Source organism: Streptomyces sp. SirexAA-E, from assembly GCF_000177195.2.
Taxonomy (GTDB): domain Bacteria; phylum Actinomycetota; class Actinomycetes; order Streptomycetales; family Streptomycetaceae; genus Streptomyces; species Streptomyces flavovirens.
Map to the genome: position 1 here is coordinate 2,578,720 of NC_015953.1, position 16,275 is coordinate 2,594,994.

Sequence of the window (16,275 nt, forward strand, 5' to 3'; positions counted from 1 at the left end):
TTTTCGGCGACTCTCGGATACAGAACCGTCACTGCCGGTAGACCTGACGTCATGACCGCATGGCTGAGAGACGAAACGACCCTGCACACCGGTGCCGCCCCGCGCCACGGCGTCGACATCCTCGCCGCACTGCGGGACGGCCCCGACCGGTTACCGGAGAGGGCGGGCGACCGGGTCGGCCAGGTCACCCCGTCCGGAGCCGCCTGGCTCGCGGGCGCCTCCGCCTACCCCCGCACCACGCTCGCCCGGTGGGAGGCCCACCCCACCACCGCCGGTGTCCTGCCGTGCGGCTCGTCCTTCGACGTCGTGAACGTGCCCGCGCTCTTCGGCCGCCGGATGCTGGAGCAGCTCTGGGCGGAGGGCCCCGGATCCGGTCCGGTCGCCACGCATCGCGGCCGGCTGCTGCTGTTCGCCGCTCCCGGGACCGCCCAGCGGCTGCCCTCTCTGCTGAGCTGGGAGGAGTGGGGCACCGGCCACCCCCGGGTGCCCCGGGCGTCCCTGCCCGCACTGCTCTGTCACGGCACCGGCGACGCGGTCACGGTGCCGCCCCTGGTGGCCGGTCCGGGCGCCGGCGGACCCCGCTGGCTGGTCGCCCCGGACACCCGCAACCCATGGCTGCCGGGACCGGACGTGCTGCTCTGGGCCTGTGTACGGGTGACCAGGTCGGCGGCCCCCTCGACCACCGGGAATTCGATTTTTCCTCCCGCCGATCCGGGTGCTAATGTCTACGACGTCAGCAGGCGCCGCTAGCTCAGTTGGTTAGAGCAGCTGACTCTTAATCAGCGGGTCCGGGGTTCGAGTCCCTGGCGGCGCACAGACGGAAGAAGCCCCCTCGCGGAAGCGAGGGGGCTTCTTCGTGTGCGTCCCCGGGATTCAGGTGCCCGTGGTGATCCGTACCGTCCAGGCCCCGGAGGGCGTCCGGTCCGCGACCTCGACGCGGGTGCGCTCGCCCGGCACGGTGTAGCGCTCGCCCTCCCGGAGCGGGGCGTCGGCGAGCGGCGGGTAGACGGAGCGGTCCCAGCAGGCGTCGGAGTCGGGGTGGGTGTCGAGGACCTCGACGGGGCCGCCCCCGGAGGGCGTCGCGTTGTGGATGCGGTAGATCAGGACGCCTTCGGCGCAGGTCGTCCGGTCGTTGCCGGTGGCGCTGCGGGCCTCGACGGCGAGCGCGCTGTCCGAGCCGGTCCTGATGACCGCGAGCCGGGTCCCCTTGGAGCCGCCGCGCGCGGGTGCCTCGGCCATCGGCACCAGAGTGAGGTCGGCGCTGCCCTGGACGCAGACGATCTCGTCGCCACCGAGCCAGCCGAGCTTCCACTTGTGCCAGCCGAACAGGTCGGGCGCGAGCCCGAACTGGCTGCCCATGACGTCCCAGTCGCCGACGTAGGTGTCCCAGTCGCCCTTGCCGTCCTCCGGCCGGTGGTAGAGGTCCGCCAGGTCGAAGACGTGACCGGTCTCGTGGGCCAGGACGTTCCGGTCGGGCGGGTGCTCCTCGAAGACGGTGACGACGCGCTTGATGTCGGTGCCGTCGGCGCGCAGCGGCCGGTCGAAGTTGACGACCTTCGTGGCGTCGGAGTCGACGCCGGGCGCGTCCGGGTCGGCGACGAGGTAGACGATGTCGTACGCGGAGAAGTCGACCTGGTCGTCGGCCGCCTTGATCGCGTCGCGCAGATAGGCGCTACGCCGCTCGGACCCCCAGTCGCGCTGTATCCCGTACCAGGTGGAGGGCCGGGGCATCGTGATCCACTTCTGCTGGGGGTGGGCGCGCAGGGTGAACGCGCCGTAGGAGGCGCGCTGGAAGAAGCGGGTGGTGGAGGGGAAGTAGTCGCCGGTGATCACCTCGGGGGAGACGACGGGGTCGGAGTCGGGGAACGAGAGGAAGACCATGACCGCGTCGAGGTCGCGGTCGGGACGCGGATAGGCGCCGTTCCAGGAGTCCAGGCCGAGCGAGTGGTGGGCGCCGGTGCGAGGGAGGGCGCAGGGGCCGGCGTCGTCGGTGGCCGCCGCCACGGGTCCGGCGACGAGTCCGGTGGCGGCGAGTGCCAGCAGGGAGGTGAGGCCGGCCGCCGCGCTGCGCAGACCGGACCGCCCCGCTCCCCCGTGTCGGTGCTGGCGCGGCACGTGTACCTCCGGTGGCGACTGCGGGACCCGTCTCCCTCACCCTGGGCCGGGCCGGTGCCGCACGCCTCGTTGTGCTGCCCCACATGGGTCAGCCAGGGCTCAACCCCTCGGATACTTCGATCACAGATCGTCACAATCGATCACGCGCTCAGCGCAACTCGCCATGTTCGCCCAGAAGCGATCGATATCGGGCAAACGGAGAAGGGGCGCTCCCGACCCCCGGCGCGTGGGCCATGCGCGTGCCACCCCTCGCGCGCACCCGCGAAACGGCGGGCGCGCTGGTACGCCCGAGGCGCCACCCTCTATGCTTCACCTCGCTTTCCTGTGTGGTTCCCGCCTCCGGCACGACGCCCCGTCACGCCGCCCCAGGCCGGCCACATCTCTTCACGACCATCTGCACAGCGGGAGCGAACGGTGAGCGGAACCTCCGAAGGGCCGGTGCCCCGGTCGGGCGAGCCGCCCGACGCCGGACCACCGACGGTCACCGAGCGTGACGAAACGAGCCCTCGTGAGCTGCGCGACTACCGTGCCGCGTTCCGGGTGGCGGCCCTCCCGATGGCGGTCGTCGACGGCCGGGGCCAGGTCGTCCGCGCCAACGACGCGCTGGGCGCGCTGCTCGGCACCCACCCCGCGTCGCTGCCGGGCAGACGCGCCGCCGATCTGGTGGACCTCGCGACGGACCGGCGGACCTGGCAGGCGTACGGGGAGGTCCTGGCCGGGACGCGTTCCCGGCTCCGCTGCACCCGTCGGCTCAAGCACCCCGACGGCCGGTCCTTGTGGACCGAGGTCACCCTCGTCCCCCTGGCGGACCCGGCAGACGGCCCGGAGGGGGCGCTGCTCTGCCTGGAGGACATCAGCGACCGGCACGAACTCCAGCTCCGGCTGCGCCATCTGCGGATGCACGACCCGGTGACCCGGCTGCCCAACCGCACGCTCTTCTTCGAGCGGCTCACGACCGCCCTGGCGACCGCGCCGTTCCAGGACGACTCGCTGCCCCGGCACGGCCGGATCGGGCTGTGCTACCTGGACCTCGACGGCTTCAAGGCGGTCAACGACACCCTGGGGCACCACATCGGCGACCGGCTGCTGGCCGCCGTCGCCGGCCGGCTCACCGACTGCGCCGAGGCGGACGGCCACCGCCGCACCGGGGGCCATCTGGTGGCGCGCCTGGGCGGTGACGAGTTCGCGATCCTGGTCGAGGACTCGGCCGGTACGCATCAGCTCACCGAGCTCGCCGGCTCGGTGCTCGGCGCCTTGGAGCGGCCCTTCGACGTGGGCGGGCAGCGGCTCTCCGTCTCGGCGTCGATCGGGGTCGTGGAGCGGTCGGTGGCGGACGCCACCCCCACCGGTCTGATGCAGGCGGCGGACACCACCCTGTACTGGGCGAAGGCGGACGGCAGGGGCCGCTGGACGCTCTTCGACCCGGAACGCAACGCGCACCGGATGACCCGCCAGGCGCTCTCCGCCACCCTGCGCGCCGCCGTCGAGCGCCGCGAGTTCACCTTGGAGTACCAGCCGCTGGTCGGGATGGCCGACGGGGTCGTCCGGGGCGTCGAGGCGCTGGTGCGGTGGAACCACCCGCGGTTCGGGATGCTGGCGCCCCACCGGTTCGTCCCGATCGCCGAGGAGGACGGCAGCATCGTCCAGCTCGGCCGCTGGGTGCTGCGGACGGCCTGCCGGCAGGCGCGCCGCTGGCAGCTGGAGCACCCCGCGGAACCGGCGCTGTTCATCAGCGTCAACGTCGCGGTGCGCCAGCTCTGGGACTCCGACCTGGTCGCCGACGTGGCGGAGGTCCTCGCCGAGACCGGGCTGGCTCCCGGACTGCTCCAGCTGGAGCTGACCGAGTCGGCCGTGACGGGCTCGGCCGGCCGTCCCCTGCGGGTGCTTCAGGAGCTCAGCGACATGGGCGTGCGGATCGCGATCGACGACTTCGGCACCGGCTACTCCAACCTCGCCTATCTGAGCCGGCTCCCCGTCTCCGTACTGAAGCTGGACGGCTCCTTCGTACGGGGCTTCCGGCAGGAGGACGGCGCCCGATCCAGCCCGGCCGACGAGACGATCGTCGAGGCGATGGTGCAGCTGGCGCACCGCCTCGGGCTGACGGTCACCGCGGAGTGCGTGGAGACGTCGGGCCAGGCGGAGCGGCTGCGCCGGATCGGCTGCGACACCGGGCAGGGGTGGCTGTACTCACGGGCGGTGACCCCGGAGCGGATCGCCGAGCTGATCGGCTCCAGGCCGCCGGAGGCGTGAACCCCTGCCCCGTCGGGCGGGCTCAGCCCAGGTCGGGCAGCCCGTACGCGTCCGCGATCAGCTCGTAGGAGCGCAGCCGCGCCTCACCGCCGTGGGCGTTGGCCGTGATCATCAGCTCGTCCGCCCCGGTGCGCTTGGCCAGTGCGTCCAGGCCGGAGCGGACCTCGTCCGCGGTGCCGTGGATGACGTCGGCCAGCCAGCTGTCGACGAACTCGCGCTCCATCGGGCTGAAGTCGTAGGCCTCGGCCTCCTCCGGGCTGGGCACCAGCCCCGGGCGGCCGGTGCGCAGCCGGACCATCGACAGGGCCCCGGTCAGCACCTGGCGGCGCGCCTCGCGCTCCTCGTCGGCGGCCAGCGCGGAGACACCGATCAGGGCGTACGGGGCGTCGAGCACCGCGGACGGCTCGAAGGACTCCCGGTACAGGTCGAGGGCCGGGACGGTGTTGCGGGCCGAGAAGTGGTGGGCGAAGGCGAAGGGCAGCCCGAGGACACCGGCCAGCCGGGCGCTGAAGCCGGAGGAGCCCAGCAGCCAGACGGGCGGCCGGCCCGGGGACTGGACACCTCCGGGCGAGGTCGCCTGGACCGGCCCGGGGACGGCGTGGATACGGGCGTAGGGGTGCCCGTCCGGGAAGTCGTCGTCCAGGAAGCGGGTCAGCTCGGCCAGCTGCTGCGGGAAGTCGTCGGCACCCTCGTTGAGCCGGTCCGTGCGGCGCAGGGCCGCAGCAGTGGCGCCGTCGGTGCCGGGGGCGCGGCCGAGGCCGAGGTCGACGCGGCCCGGGGCCATCGCCTCCAGGGTGCCGAACTGCTCGGCGATCACCAGGGGGGCGTGGTTGGGCAGCATCACGCCGCCGGACCCGAGCCGGATGCGCTCGGTGTGGGCGGCCAGGTGCGCCAGGATGACGGCGGGCGAGGAGGAGGCCACGCCGGGCATCGAGTGGTGCTCGGCCACCCAGAAGCGGTGGAAGCCCCGTCGTTCGGCGAGCCGGGCGATGTCCACGCCGGTGCGCAGAGCCTGGCTCGCGGTGCGCCCCGCTCCCACGGTCACCAGATCCAGGACCGACAGGGGGACGGAGGCCGTCCCGCCCGCGGTGCCGCGGATCTGGCCGCCTCGGTTCGCTTCGCCTCGGTTCTCGTCCACGTGTCGGGCCTCTCCGGTGGTGCGTCTGTCTACCGGAGAGGTGGAACAGGAGGATGACTCCGTTTATTCCCCGCGCCGGCCGGACATCACTCGCGCACCTCGATGCCCCGGTTCTCCACGGCACCGGGCGGGGGCTCACGGGTCGCGAAGAGGGTGCCCAGGGTGGGAGCCCAGACCCGGCGTTCGACGAGCCGGAGCCCCTCCCAGACCGTCACCTGGTTCGCGGTGAGGACGGGCTTGCCCAGCAGTTCCTCCAGCTCCGGGACGTACCCGGCGGTGTGCAGGGCGGTGCACGGCAGCAGCAGGACCTCGGCGTCCGGGTGGTCCGCCTCCGTGACCAGCTCCTTGACCTGCTCGGGGGTCCAGGCGGCGGCCTCGGTGGCGGAGACGGCGGGGCCGGGACCGGCGTCCCGGGCGGATACCACCTCGATCCCGGCGGCCTCCAGGAATCCGGTGAAGAGCGGTGCGACGTCCGCGGGGTCGATCGAGGCGACGGCGACCCGGCCGGCGCCCAGCTCTCCCACCGCGTGCGCGAAGGCGAAGGAGGTGCTGGAGGCAGGCAGCCCGGCGGCCCGCGCGAGGTCCGCGACCTGCTCGTGGGCCCCTTCCCAGCCGTACACGAAGCTGCCGTTCGTGGAGGCCCACACCAGTGACTCGGCTCCGGCCAGGCGCAGCTCCTCGACCCCGGCGGACAGGCGCTCCGGCGCTCCGGCCGCGCGCAGGGACTGGATGTCGTGGGCGTCCTCACCGGTCTCGGTGTGGAACAGCGGCAGTCTGATGTCGCTGTCGATCATGACCTCGATCCGCGGGAAGTCGTCCTCCGCGGCATGGCCCGGGTAGAGAAGTCCTACGGTCGTCATGTCCGTCCTTCCCGTGCGTCCGGATGCCCCGCTGGCCTTCACGGGTGCCCTGTCTCCGCTGCCCCTGCCTGGGTCAAGTATTCCTCCGTCGGGCGCCCGGCGCCGCTCCGGACGCCCCGGAGCGGCGCCGGGCGAGGAGGGGCCGTTTGGGCGCGCGGGCAGCGGGCACCCGGGGAGACGCCCCGATCGAACAGCGAGGACATAAGCCGCAGCCTGCCACCGACCTGGAGAACCCGTCATAACGGGCAGTCACGAACCAAGTATTCCCGGGGAATACGCCCCGCGCACCGTCCGTCGCGCTCCGCCCGCGATGTGACACGGGAAGGTCACCCTCCGGCCACCGTTCGATTACATGGACGGGGCTTCCGGCTTAGAAGCAGCGGATCGGGCAGGCGCTCACCCTGTCCTGACTGCTCGAGCCCTCCAGGAGATTTCGAACCATGGTCGACTTCCCGAATCTGTCCCGCCGGGGCTTCCTCAACCGATCGGCAGCCGTGGGCGGACTGCTCGTCGTTCCAGGCCTGCTCTCCGCGTGCAGCAAGACCGATGCCGGCTCCACGGACGGTGAGGGCGCCCTCGACAAGCTCCGCAAGCAGGGTTTCGTCCGTGTCGCGTACGCCAACGAGGCGCCCTACGGCTACATGGAGGGCAAGGAGCTCAAGGGCGAGGCGCCCACCCTGCACCGGGAGATCTTCAAGGCGCTCGGCGTCGACGAGCTGAGGCCCACCCTCTCGGAGTGGGACGGCCTGATCCCCGGCCTGCAGGCCGGGAAGTACGACGTGGTCAGCGCGGGCATGGCGATCACCCCCGAGCGCTGCGCCAACGCCCTCTTCTCCGACCCCGAGTTCATATCCCCCACCGCGATGATGGTGAAGAAGGGCAACCCGAAGAAGATCACCGACCTGGCGTCGGCGAAGGCCGTCGGAGCCGTCATCGGCGTCATGTCGGGCGCGGTCGAGGACTCGTACGCCAAGGGCGCGGGCATCTCCGGGAACAAGATCAAGACGCTCCAGAAGCCCCAGGACGGCGCGGACGCCGTCAAGGGCGGCCGGGTCGACGCCTTCCTGCTCACCGGCATCTCGCTGCGCTGGCTGGCCAGGACCAATCCGGACACCGAGGTCACCGAGGCGTTCGTACCGGAGCTGGAGGGGGCGAAGCAGTTCTCCCCGGGCGGCGCGGTGTTCCGCAAGGGCAACGAGGACCTGCGCGACTCCTTCAACCGCGAGCTGAAGAAGATCACCGCGGACAGGTCGCGCTACGTGGGTCTCCTGACGGAGTACGGCTTCGGTGCCACGGAGATCCCTCCGGCCACGTTGAAGACCGCCGACCTGTGCAAGGGCTGACGGGGGCGAACCACACCCTATGAGTGACTTCTTCTCCACACTCCTCGATGAGTTTCCGCAGGTCAGAGCGGGCTTGTGGGTGACGCTCGAGGCGACGGTCCTGGGCTCCCTGCTCGCGCTGCTGCTGTCCTTCGTCCTCGGGCTGATGGCGGGCAGCAAGCTGCTGCCGGTCCGCGGGGTCTCCCGGGTCGTCGTGGAGTTCTTCCGCGGCACCTCGCTCTACATCCAGCTGTTCTGGCTCTACTACGCGATGCCGCAGCTCACGGGCTACGAACTGACGCCGCTGCTCTGCGGCATCGTCGCCTTCGGCCTCAACTACGGGGCGTACGGCGCGGAGATCGTCCGCGGGGCGATCAAGTCCGTGCCCCGCGCCCAGTACGAGGCGGCCGTGGCCCTGAACATGACGCCCTTCCACCGCATGCGGAAGGTGATCATGCCGCAGGCCTGGGTCCAGATGATCCCGTCCTTCACCAACCTGCTGATCCAGCTGCTGAAGGCCACGCCGCTGCTGTGGCTCATCTCCGCGGCCGACCTGATGACCGCGGTCGAGCACATCCGCAGCCGGACCGGTGAGACCCTCACCGCGTATCTGCTGCTGCTGGCCGCCTACTTCGTCCTCGCCTACGCGCTGACCCTGCTGATGAACCTGCTGGAGCGGGCCGCCAAGCGGCGGCTCGGCCTGCACACCGGTGCGGGCAGCCTGCTCAAGTCCCGTACGGCGGAGTCCGCCGCCACGGCCGGAGGTGCCCGGTGAACCAGTCGTTCAACTGGGACGCTGTCGGGGACTCGTTCCCCCTGCTGCTCGAAGGATTCCGGGTCACCCTGCTGGCGACCGTGCTCGGCACGCTCGTGGCGGCGGTGCTGGGGCTGGCCATCGCGGTGGCCGGGCGCGCGCCGTCGAGGCTGGTGACCGTGCCCGTCAAGGCGGTGATGGAGTTCGTCCGCGCGACGCCGCTGCTGGTCCAACTGGTCGGCGCCGCGGCCGTCTTCACCTCCGTGGAGCCACTGACCATCGGCATCGTCGTCCTGGGCATCCACTACGCCACGTACACCTCCGAGGTCTACCGGGCCGGGATCGACGGTGTGCCCAAGGGCCAGTGGGAGGCCTGCCGGGCGCTCTCGCTGTCGCCCCGGCGGACCTGGCAGGCGGTGATCCTGCCCCAGGCGGTGCGCAACGTGCTGCCCGCCCTCGGCAACTACGCCATCTCGATGTTCAAGGAGACCCCCTTCCTGGCCGTGATCACGGTCCAGGAAATGGTCTTCGAGGCCCGTAAGTACGGGACCGACCACTTCGCGTACACCGAGGTGTTCACGCTCGCCGGACTGATCTTCCTGGTCGCGAGCTACCCCACCTCGCTGCTGATGAGAAAGCTGGAGAAGCGCCTTGGCCACTGACTCTGCTCCCCTGAAGGAGCCCGCGGACTCGGTTCCGGCCACCGGGACGACCGGCGTGGAGCCACTGGTCCGGTTCGACAAGGTCGTCAAGCGGTACGGCGACCATGTGGTCCTGGACGAGCTGGACTTCACGGTCAGGCGCGGCGAGCACGTCACACTGATCGGGCCGAGCGGCTCCGGCAAGACCACCATCCTGCGGCTGCTGATGACCCTGGAGAAGGTGAGTGCCGGGGTGATCTGGGTGGACGGCTCGCCGCTCTCGCACACCCGCAGGCCCGACGGCTCGCTCAGGCCGGCCGGCGAGAAGCAGCTGCGGGAGTCCCGGAAGAAGATCGGGATGGTCTTCCAGCAGTTCAACCTCTTCCCGAACATGAAGGTGCTCCAGAACATCACCGAGGCCCCCGTCAACGTCCTGGGCATGGAGCGTGAGGAGGCGGAGACCCGCGCCCGCGAGCTGCTCGACCTGGTCGGGCTCTCCGGGAAGGTCGACGCGCACCCCTCGCAGCTCTCCGGCGGCCAGCAGCAGCGGGTGGCGATCGCCCGCGCGCTGGCGATGCGCCCGGAGATCCTGCTGCTGGACGAGGTGACCTCGGCACTCGATCCGGAGTTGGTGGCGGGTGTCCTGGAGCTCCTCGGCGACATCGCGCGGAACACGGACATCACGATGCTCTGCGTGACCCACGAGATGAACTTCGCCCGGGACGTCTCGGAGAAGGTCCTGATGTTCGACGCGGGCCGCGTGGTGGAGTCCGGGACGCCGGAGAAGATCTTCACCGACCCGGATCACGCACGGACGCGCGAATTCCTCAACGCGGTGCTGTGACCTCGGCCCTGCCCTTTGGGCTATGACTCTGGCATATGCCGATCGGATGCGTCCCTGACGACAGGTCCGGGACGCATCCGATCAACTCGTCAACACCCCCTCCTGCGGAGCGCTTTGGCCGCTATCGTGGGACGGAGGCCGCCGGTCACAACCTGGTAGGGGGAAACCGTGGCGCTGAAGCCCGAGCCGAAAGCACCCTTCCACTCCGTGCAGTACGCCCTGCGCGTGCTGGAGTCGGTGTCCACCCACGGCAGTGGTGTGACCGACGCACAGCTCTCCCGCGAGACGGGCCTGCCCGTCGGGCACCTCTCCTCGCTGCTGCTGACCCTGCGGCGCGAGGGATACGTCGAGCAGGTCGCCGACGGGGCCTACGTCATCGGGGCGTCGCTCGCCGAGCTCGGCTCCGGGGCGGCCCGCCGCCGGGCGGTGGAGGCGCGGCTCCAGCAGACGCTCACCCAGCTGCGGGACTCGGTCGGCGCGGCGGTCTACGTCAGCCGGTACGTCGACGGCGAGATCCGGATCACCCAGGTGGCCGACGGGCCGCAGACGCCCGCCGTCAACGAGTGGGTCGACTTCCGGTCGGCGGCGCACGCCAGCGCGATCGGCAAGTGCCTGCTGACGCAGCTCGACCAGAACGGCCGGCGCGACCACCTCTCCCGGCACCGGACGGCCCGGCTCACCTCGCGGACGATCACCAACGAGAAGGTGCTCTTCTCGAAGCTGGACAGCCAGCCGGCGACGGTTCCGGTGCTCGACCTCCAGGAGTACGCGGTGGGCACGGTGTGCGCGGCGGTCCCGCTGACGGCCGGGGCGTCGGCCGGGTGTCTGGCGCTGTCCCTCCCGATCGAGGACGCGCACCGGCTGCGGTCCGCGGCGGCGACGCTGAACCGCCGGGCGGCCCCGCTCCTGCTGTCGATGGCGCTCTGAACCCGGCTCCGGCCCGTGTCCGCCGGGGCCCGGCGGGCGCGTGTCATCAGCACCCCCGGGAACCAGGTATTATTTTCGAGTCAGCAGGCGCCGTTAGCTCAGTTGGTTAGAGCAGCTGACTCTTAATCAGCGGGTCCGGGGTTCGAGTCCCTGACGGCGCACAGACGACGCGGTGGGCGGTTTCCCTTCGGGGGAACCGCCCACCGCGCTTTGGTGTGCGCCCGGTCACCCGGCCGCGCTCACCCCGTCACACCGGACCCCGGCGTCCGGTCCGTACGGCAGGCGAAGCCCTGCGCGTCAGAACTTCACGTCCGAGCACGCGTAGAACGCGTTGGCGGTGTCAGCCACGTTCCAGACGGCCAGGATGATGTGCTTGCCGGACTTCTGGGTGGGGATGGTGCCCTGGTGGGTCAGGGTCGCCGGGGGCTGCTGGTTCCCGTACGGCACCGTCATGAAGGGCTGCGACTCCAGGGCGGCCCTGGTGAGCGGCTTGGTGGAGTCCCAGCCGTCCTTGGTGATGTAGTACCGGAAGTCGGTCGTGGCGTGGCGGGCGGTGAACTGCCAGCGGAAGTTGTAGCCCTGGCCGCCGGTGACCTGGGTGGCGGGCCAGTTGCCCCCGCGCGGGTCGTCGAGCGCGGCGAAGGAGCTGTTTCCGCCGGCGCAGATCTTGCCGTCCGCCGGACCTGCCGCCGGGAAGCCCTTCGGGCCCTCGACGCTCTGCGGCTCCCACTGGATGTTGCCGCAGCCGGTGACGGTGCCGTTGGCACACAGCTTCTGTCTGCTGATGGGGGAATCGGTGTAGCCGTGGCTGCTGGCACTGCTGGTGGCGAACATCGAGACGCCGGCGATCGCCAGGCCTATGACGGCCGCGCTTGCCCTTTTCCGCATGGTGTCGCTCCTAGAGAACGTGGGGGATGTCCTGGGGGCTCTGCTGCGCGCATGGGGGTAATGCGGTGGTGCTGCGGTCTAGACCAACTCCAGATTATTGACGCCACATGAACATGTCCAGACCAATGTGCGTACGGTTTCGGCGCGTCCCGCCGGTGCCGACCGCTCCGTCAGGCGCGCTGGTGCCCGCAGTGCCCGGCGTAGAAGGCCACCGTCAAGTCCCTGACCAGCGCCTTGTGTTCGTATTCGTCGAGTGCGACGATGCCGCGCCCGGTCAGCCGGTGGACGGTGTCGTCCACCGCGTCGACCACGGAGGTGAGCACACTGTCCCGGTGCCGGGCGTCGATCGCCGCCACCCGGCGCCGGTGCATCGCCGCCGCGACCTCCGGGGCGTACTCGATGCCGGTCGGCTGGGCGGAGTACACGTCGATGCCCGCGGGCAGGCAGTCCGCCTTCAGCAACCGGGTCAGCGCGTCACCCACCGCTTCCGCGTCCCGCAGCGTGCGGGTCCTGGCCTCCTCGTGGAAGGCGTCGGCGGGCAGCTGCGACAGCACGCGCGCCAGCGCCGCCTCCACCTGGTCGCGCAGGTACCGCTCGTGGTCGGCGATACCGAGCGCGGCCCGCGCGGTGTCCTCGACGCGCCAGACGACCAGGACCACCACGCGCAGGGCGGTGCCGCTCGCGTCCACGGCGGGCAGCGGCTCGCTGCGCCAGTGCCGCAGCCGTACGTCCATGCGCCGGCGCCGCAGGAGCGGGGAGACCCAGAGCAGGCCGGTACGGCGGACGCTGCCCCGGTAGTCACCGAAGAGGGTGAGCACCGACGCCTGGCCGACCCGGCCGCGTCTGACGCCGCCGAGCGCCAGCAGCACCACGGCGGCCAGCAGCGTGAGCAGCGCCCAGCTCCCGATGCCGAGGCCGGCGTGCGCGCGTGGGCCGAACCCGAGCCCGCCGGTCACGGCGGGCGGCAGGGAGCCCCGCCAGGCCAGCAGGGCGAGCCCGCAGGCCAGCCCCGTCATCCCGGTGAGCAGCGCGGCCCAGCCCGGCAGCACGGGCCCGGGCCGTTCGGCGAGCCGGACATCCGCCAGGGGCGCCGGGCGCACGGGGGTGCGGGGGTACGACCGCGGCTTCGCCTCGGACCGCGGCTGCGGGGTGCGGGGAGCGCGCGGCACGGGAGCGCGCCGCACCCCGCGAGCACCGTCGGCGGGGCCGCCGCCGAAGGAGCCCGGTCCACCGGGTCCGGGAGTGGCGCCGGGGGCGTCGACGGGCGCCTCGTCCTCGCGGACGAGCAGGTGCGCGGGGACCGGCCCGGTGCTCTCACCGGCGACGGCGGGGCTCCGCCGCCCGGTCTCCCACCACGTGTCCGGGGCGGCCGGCCCTCCGGGGCCGGTCACCACGGTGCCGCCGTCGGGGGACGCCGCCCGGGGCGCGGTGCCGGTGAGGCGGGCCGCCGAGCGCGGAACGGTGCTCCGGGGGATGCCGGCGGCGCGCGGCTCACGCTCCGCCGCCCGGGGCCGGGCCGGGGAGACACCGTCCGGCACGGCGGTGTCATCGCTCACCTCTTGTGCTGCCTCCCGGGGAGCGCTCACCTCTTGTGCCGCATCCCGGGAAGCGGTGGCGTCCGCTGCCTCCCGGGGAGCGCCGGTGTGCGCCACCTCCCGGTCCGTCTCCCGGTCCGTCTCCCGGGGTGCGTCGGCGGCCCGCGTCCCCTGTTCGGTCGACGCGTGGGGGACGGCCCCGGCCACCGGCCCGGCGGTCGCGTCCTGTGCGTCGGGGCCGGGCTGCGCCGCGACCGGAGCCGGCACCTGCTCACCCGTCCGCGCCCCCCGCCCCACCCCGGCCACCGCGTCCAGCGCGGGCCCGAGATCCACGGGCACCTCGCCCAACGCCGCCTCCAGGTCGGCGGCGTCTTCCGGCGCCGCGTGGTGGGGAGCGGCGGGACCGGCCTCGTCGAGCGCCGGTGCACCGGGATCCGCGTACGCACCCGGGAGGGCACCTCCCTCCGGCACCGGCCCACCACCCGGGGCGTCCTCTTCCGAGGCGGCCGCCCCCAACGGCCCGTCACCGGTGCGGGGCGCATCGCTCCCGGCCGGCGAGGGGACCGGGGCGGCCTGCCCGCCCTCGGCGGTCCCGGCCGGGACGGAGGGCGACCGGTCGTCCGGTGTCCGGTCTGCCGCGCGGACCGCGCCCGCCACCGGCCCGGTGACGTGCGCGTCACCGTCGGACACACCCCGGGTGCCCGGAACGCCCGCCGGAGCCCCCGGGACGTCCGGAAGGCTCGCGGCCCCCGGGGTGCCCCCGGCCGTCGCCGGCTCGCCGACCACGTCGTCGGCCGTGCCGTCCGGTGTCTCGGGCCAGGGGCCGCCGGGGGCCGGCTCCCGCCAGTCCAGCCGCCCCCGGTCGTCCTTCCCGGGCCACCCGGGCCACCCGGACCAGGACGCGCCGGCCCCGGGTGTGCCGGCCTCCGTGCCCGGCACCGCTCCGGGGTCCCGCACGCCCTGCGGCCCGCTCTCGTCCCGCTCGTTCTCCGTGTACCGCATTCCGCCTCCGCCCTGTTCCGTGTGTCCGTTCCGTCGCCGTCGGCCCGCGAGAGGCCGGCGGCCCATGAGAGGCCAGGCCCGCGAGAGGCCCCGGCCCGTGCGGGCCCGCTCGGGGCCGCCGTCACGCGAAGAGCCGCCGCCAGGTCTCCGGTCCCGGATAGCCGTCGGCCGCGCTGCCGCGCCAGCCCTGGGCCTTCTGGAAGGCCTCGACGTTGCGCCGGTCGGCCTCCGTCCATCGCCGGTCGGGGCCCTTGGCGTAGTACCTGCCGTATCCCTTCTTCACCAGCTGGGTCCCGAGCCGCTGCACGTCGCTGTTGGACTGGCCCGGCCTGAAGGAGCCCCGGCCCGGGAAGGCCGGGGCCTCGTCCGCGCCGCCGCCCGCGGCCGGGATCGTGCGGCCGGTGCCCTTGACCAGCAGCTCCCAGGTGCCGGGCCCGGGGATACCGTCCGCCTCCTTGCCCTGCCAGCCCTGGGCCAGCTGGAAGGCCTGCGTCGCCCGCCGGTCCGCGTCCGTCCAGCGCGGCCCCGCGCCGACCCGGTAGAAGCGCTTGCCGCCCTGGGCGATGAGCAGCTTCCCGAGCTGGGTGACGAAGGCGTTGTCGGCGCCGGGGCCGAACTTCGACGCTCCGGGGAACGACGTCGCCGACCCGCTGCCGCCCGACTGGGCGGTGAGCCCCTTGTAGCGATAGGCCACGTACTGGGCGGAGTTGCTCCAGTACGCCATGGGCGTCGTCGCCTTGCGGGTGTACGGGCGGGTCTGCTCGTACGCGGTGTAGTGGCTGTGCGTGCCATCGGTCCAGCCGCCGAAGATCGTCACGTGCGACCCCGCCGCCGGATCGGCCGGGTTGTGGAAGAGCAGGATGTCCCCGGGCTGGAGGTCCGCGCGGGCGATCTTCGTCCCGAACCCGGCGAGGCTGCCGGTCCACTCGTTGCCGCCGAGGTCCCAGGCCATCGAGACGAAGCCGGAGCAGTCCTGCCGGTACCCGTCCGACCAGTACGCCGTCATGCTGTACGGGACCCGTGCCGACACCCACTTCTCGGCGCGCCTCATGATCTCGTCCCGGGTCGTCGCCCGGACCGCCGTCGACGCGGGCGGTCCTGACGCCCCGGAGTCCACCAGCGGTCCGACCGCGCCCTGCGGAGTGTCCGGCCGGGGGTCGGCGGACGTGCCGGCGCGGGCCCCACGGCCCGCCGCCCAGGCCGTCGCGGCGGCCTGGGCGGCCCCGCAGGAGAGCACCACGCCCGCCGCCGTGACCAGGACCAGTGCCCGCCGCGCCCCGTGCGCGGCGGGGTGCCCGCCGTACCGCACGGGCAGGACCGCGGCCGTACGCCGCTGCCGGGCACACCCCGCGCAACCGCAGTCGGCGGCGGGCTCGTACTCCTCGAAGACCGGCGCAGTCATGCGACTCCTCTTCCGCTCGGCAGTCGTCAAGATCTTCCGCATCTCAACTTCCGGGGCAAAACTCATGTTGACCGACAAAAGGTAAAAACCGACCATGCGACAGGCCGTGCCGATCGGAATTGGTCAGGAGCACCCCGCCGCATCGGGTAAAGTTCTCCAGGTCAGCAGGCGCCGTTAGCTCAGTTGGTTAGAGCAGCTGACTCTTAATCAGCGGGTCCGGGGTTCGAGTCCCTGACGGCGCACGCAGCAGCAAGGCCCTCTCACCGAGCGTGAGGGGGCCTTGTTCGTGTGCGCAGGTCCATGCCCGCCCCGATGGGGCAGTTGCGGTCGCCGCCGCAGCCGGGCAGCCCAACTCATGACCGGCTGAGCCTCCTTGCGCCTCGCGCTGCCGGCCCGATCCGCCCCGGCACAGCGATCGGGGCGCCGGATGCTTCCGCCCGGATCCGGACAACGTGCCAAAAACCCTCTAGCCGTGGCGAGGGTGCGCCCTACAGTGGCGTGCAGCACGACCACTCGACCTCCCGCGCCGTGCCGGGCTTCTCCCGCAGCCTGGGCGTCGCGGTCGAGGACCGGCCCGGCCGGCGACCTGAGAGGGAT

The 16,275-nt window shown here is 72.5% G+C and carries 13 protein-coding genes and 3 tRNA genes; 10 read left to right on the forward strand and 6 right to left on the reverse strand.

Translation table 11 applies throughout. From position 1 onward, the window contains the following. Window positions 1–51: 51 nt before the first annotated feature. Window positions 52–750 carry a bifunctional DNA primase/polymerase gene (locus SACTE_RS32665; protein ID WP_014046179.1) on the forward strand — a complete coding sequence of 233 codons (699 nt, stop codon included), beginning with the start codon at window positions 52–54 and terminating at the stop codon, window positions 748–750. Continuing rightward, window positions 741–814: transfer RNA gene (locus SACTE_RS11375), tRNA-Lys, on the forward strand. Before SACTE_RS32665 ends, SACTE_RS11375 begins: the two co-directional genes overlap by 10 nt. Before the next feature lie 59 nt (window positions 815–873). Here SACTE_RS11375 and SACTE_RS11380 read toward each other — a convergent pair. Continuing rightward, on the reverse strand, window positions 874–2,115 hold the full coding sequence (locus tag SACTE_RS11380) for a M6 family metalloprotease domain-containing protein (RefSeq protein ID WP_014046180.1): 1,242 nt from the start codon (window positions 2,113–2,115) through the stop codon (window positions 874–876). A gap of 414 nt (window positions 2,116–2,529) precedes the next feature. Here SACTE_RS11380 and SACTE_RS11385 point away from each other — a divergent pair, with 414 nt between their 5' ends. Then, window positions 2,530–4,365, forward strand: coding sequence for an EAL domain-containing protein (locus SACTE_RS11385; protein WP_014046181.1), 1,836 nt, complete (start codon window positions 2,530–2,532; stop codon window positions 4,363–4,365). A 22-nt stretch (window positions 4,366–4,387) separates the two neighbouring features. Here SACTE_RS11385 and SACTE_RS11390 read toward each other — a convergent pair whose 3' ends face one another. After that, a complete protein-coding gene (locus SACTE_RS11390; protein WP_014046182.1) occupies window positions 4,388–5,503 on the reverse strand; it encodes an LLM class flavin-dependent oxidoreductase in 1,116 nt (371 codons plus the stop codon). An 86-nt stretch (window positions 5,504–5,589) separates the two neighbouring features. Continuing rightward, complete coding sequence (locus SACTE_RS11395) at window positions 5,590–6,363, reverse strand: aspartate/glutamate racemase family protein (RefSeq protein ID WP_014046183.1); 774 nt, start codon at window positions 6,361–6,363, stop codon at window positions 5,590–5,592. A 440-nt stretch (window positions 6,364–6,803) separates the two neighbouring features. Here SACTE_RS11395 and ehuB point away from each other — a divergent pair, with 440 nt between their 5' ends. The 6 genes from ehuB to SACTE_RS11425 all read left to right on the forward strand — a co-directional run bounded on the left by ehuB (window position 6,804) and on the right by SACTE_RS11425 (window position 11,012). Further along, the gene (gene ehuB, locus SACTE_RS11400) at window positions 6,804–7,706 is read left to right on the forward strand and encodes an ectoine/hydroxyectoine ABC transporter substrate-binding protein EhuB (protein ID WP_014046184.1); all 903 of its coding nucleotides are present in this window, start codon (window positions 6,804–6,806) and stop codon (window positions 7,704–7,706) included. A gap of 19 nt (window positions 7,707–7,725) precedes the next feature. After that, window positions 7,726–8,460, forward strand: a complete 735-nt coding sequence (gene ehuC / locus SACTE_RS11405; RefSeq protein WP_014046185.1) for an ectoine/hydroxyectoine ABC transporter permease subunit EhuC — start codon at window positions 7,726–7,728, stop codon at window positions 8,458–8,460. Then, window positions 8,457–9,101 carry an ectoine/hydroxyectoine ABC transporter permease subunit EhuD gene (gene ehuD / locus SACTE_RS11410; protein WP_014046186.1) on the forward strand — a complete coding sequence of 215 codons (645 nt, stop codon included), beginning with the start codon at window positions 8,457–8,459 and terminating at the stop codon, window positions 9,099–9,101. Before ehuC ends, ehuD begins: the two co-directional genes overlap by 4 nt. After that, on the forward strand, window positions 9,091–9,924 hold the full coding sequence (gene ehuA, locus SACTE_RS11415) for an ectoine/hydroxyectoine ABC transporter ATP-binding protein EhuA (protein ID WP_014046187.1): 834 nt from the start codon (window positions 9,091–9,093) through the stop codon (window positions 9,922–9,924). Before ehuD ends, ehuA begins: the two co-directional genes overlap by 11 nt. Before the next feature lie 168 nt (window positions 9,925–10,092). Further along, window positions 10,093–10,851, forward strand: a complete 759-nt coding sequence (locus tag SACTE_RS11420) for an IclR family transcriptional regulator C-terminal domain-containing protein (protein ID WP_014046188.1) — start codon at window positions 10,093–10,095, stop codon at window positions 10,849–10,851. Window positions 10,852–10,938: 87 nt separating this feature from the next. Then, window positions 10,939–11,012, forward strand: a tRNA-Lys gene (locus SACTE_RS11425). A gap of 136 nt (window positions 11,013–11,148) precedes the next feature. Here the strand turns inward: SACTE_RS11425 and SACTE_RS11430 are convergent. The 3 genes from SACTE_RS11430 to SACTE_RS11440 form a co-directional block, all read right to left on the reverse strand. Next, window positions 11,149–11,739 (reverse strand): lytic polysaccharide monooxygenase, encoded by a 591-nt coding sequence (locus SACTE_RS11430; RefSeq protein ID WP_014046189.1) that lies wholly within the window; start codon window positions 11,737–11,739, stop codon window positions 11,149–11,151. 170 nt (window positions 11,740–11,909) lie between these two features. Beyond that, a complete protein-coding gene (locus tag SACTE_RS11435) occupies window positions 11,910–14,276 on the reverse strand; it encodes an SPFH domain-containing protein (protein ID WP_014046190.1) in 2,367 nt (788 codons plus the stop codon). A 121-nt stretch (window positions 14,277–14,397) separates the two neighbouring features. Beyond that, window positions 14,398–15,678, reverse strand: coding sequence for a peptidoglycan-binding protein (locus SACTE_RS11440; RefSeq protein WP_014046191.1), 1,281 nt, complete (start codon window positions 15,676–15,678; stop codon window positions 14,398–14,400). 168 nt (window positions 15,679–15,846) lie between these two features. Here SACTE_RS11440 and SACTE_RS11445 point away from each other — a divergent pair. Further along, window positions 15,847–15,920: transfer RNA gene (locus tag SACTE_RS11445), tRNA-Lys, on the forward strand. Window positions 15,921–16,275: the final 355 nt, after the last annotated feature.

Coding starts and splice junctions, on each gene's coding strand:
- ehuC (WP_014046185.1), top strand. CDS start 7,726: ATGAGTGACTTCTTCTCCACACTCCTCGATGAGTTTCCGCAGGTCAGA.
- SACTE_RS11440 (WP_014046191.1), bottom strand. CDS start 15,678: ATGACTGCGCCGGTCTTCGAGGAGTACGAGCCCGCCGCCGACTGCGGT.
- ehuB (WP_014046184.1), top strand. CDS start 6,804: ATGGTCGACTTCCCGAATCTGTCCCGCCGGGGCTTCCTCAACCGATCG.
- SACTE_RS11435 (WP_014046190.1), bottom strand. CDS start 14,276: ATGCGGTACACGGAGAACGAGCGGGACGAGAGCGGGCCGCAGGGCGTG.
- SACTE_RS32665 (WP_014046179.1), top strand. CDS start 52: ATGACCGCATGGCTGAGAGACGAAACGACCCTGCACACCGGTGCCGCC.
- SACTE_RS11395 (WP_014046183.1), bottom strand. CDS start 6,363: ATGACGACCGTAGGACTTCTCTACCCGGGCCATGCCGCGGAGGACGAC.
- SACTE_RS11430 (WP_014046189.1), bottom strand. CDS start 11,739: ATGCGGAAAAGGGCAAGCGCGGCCGTCATAGGCCTGGCGATCGCCGGC.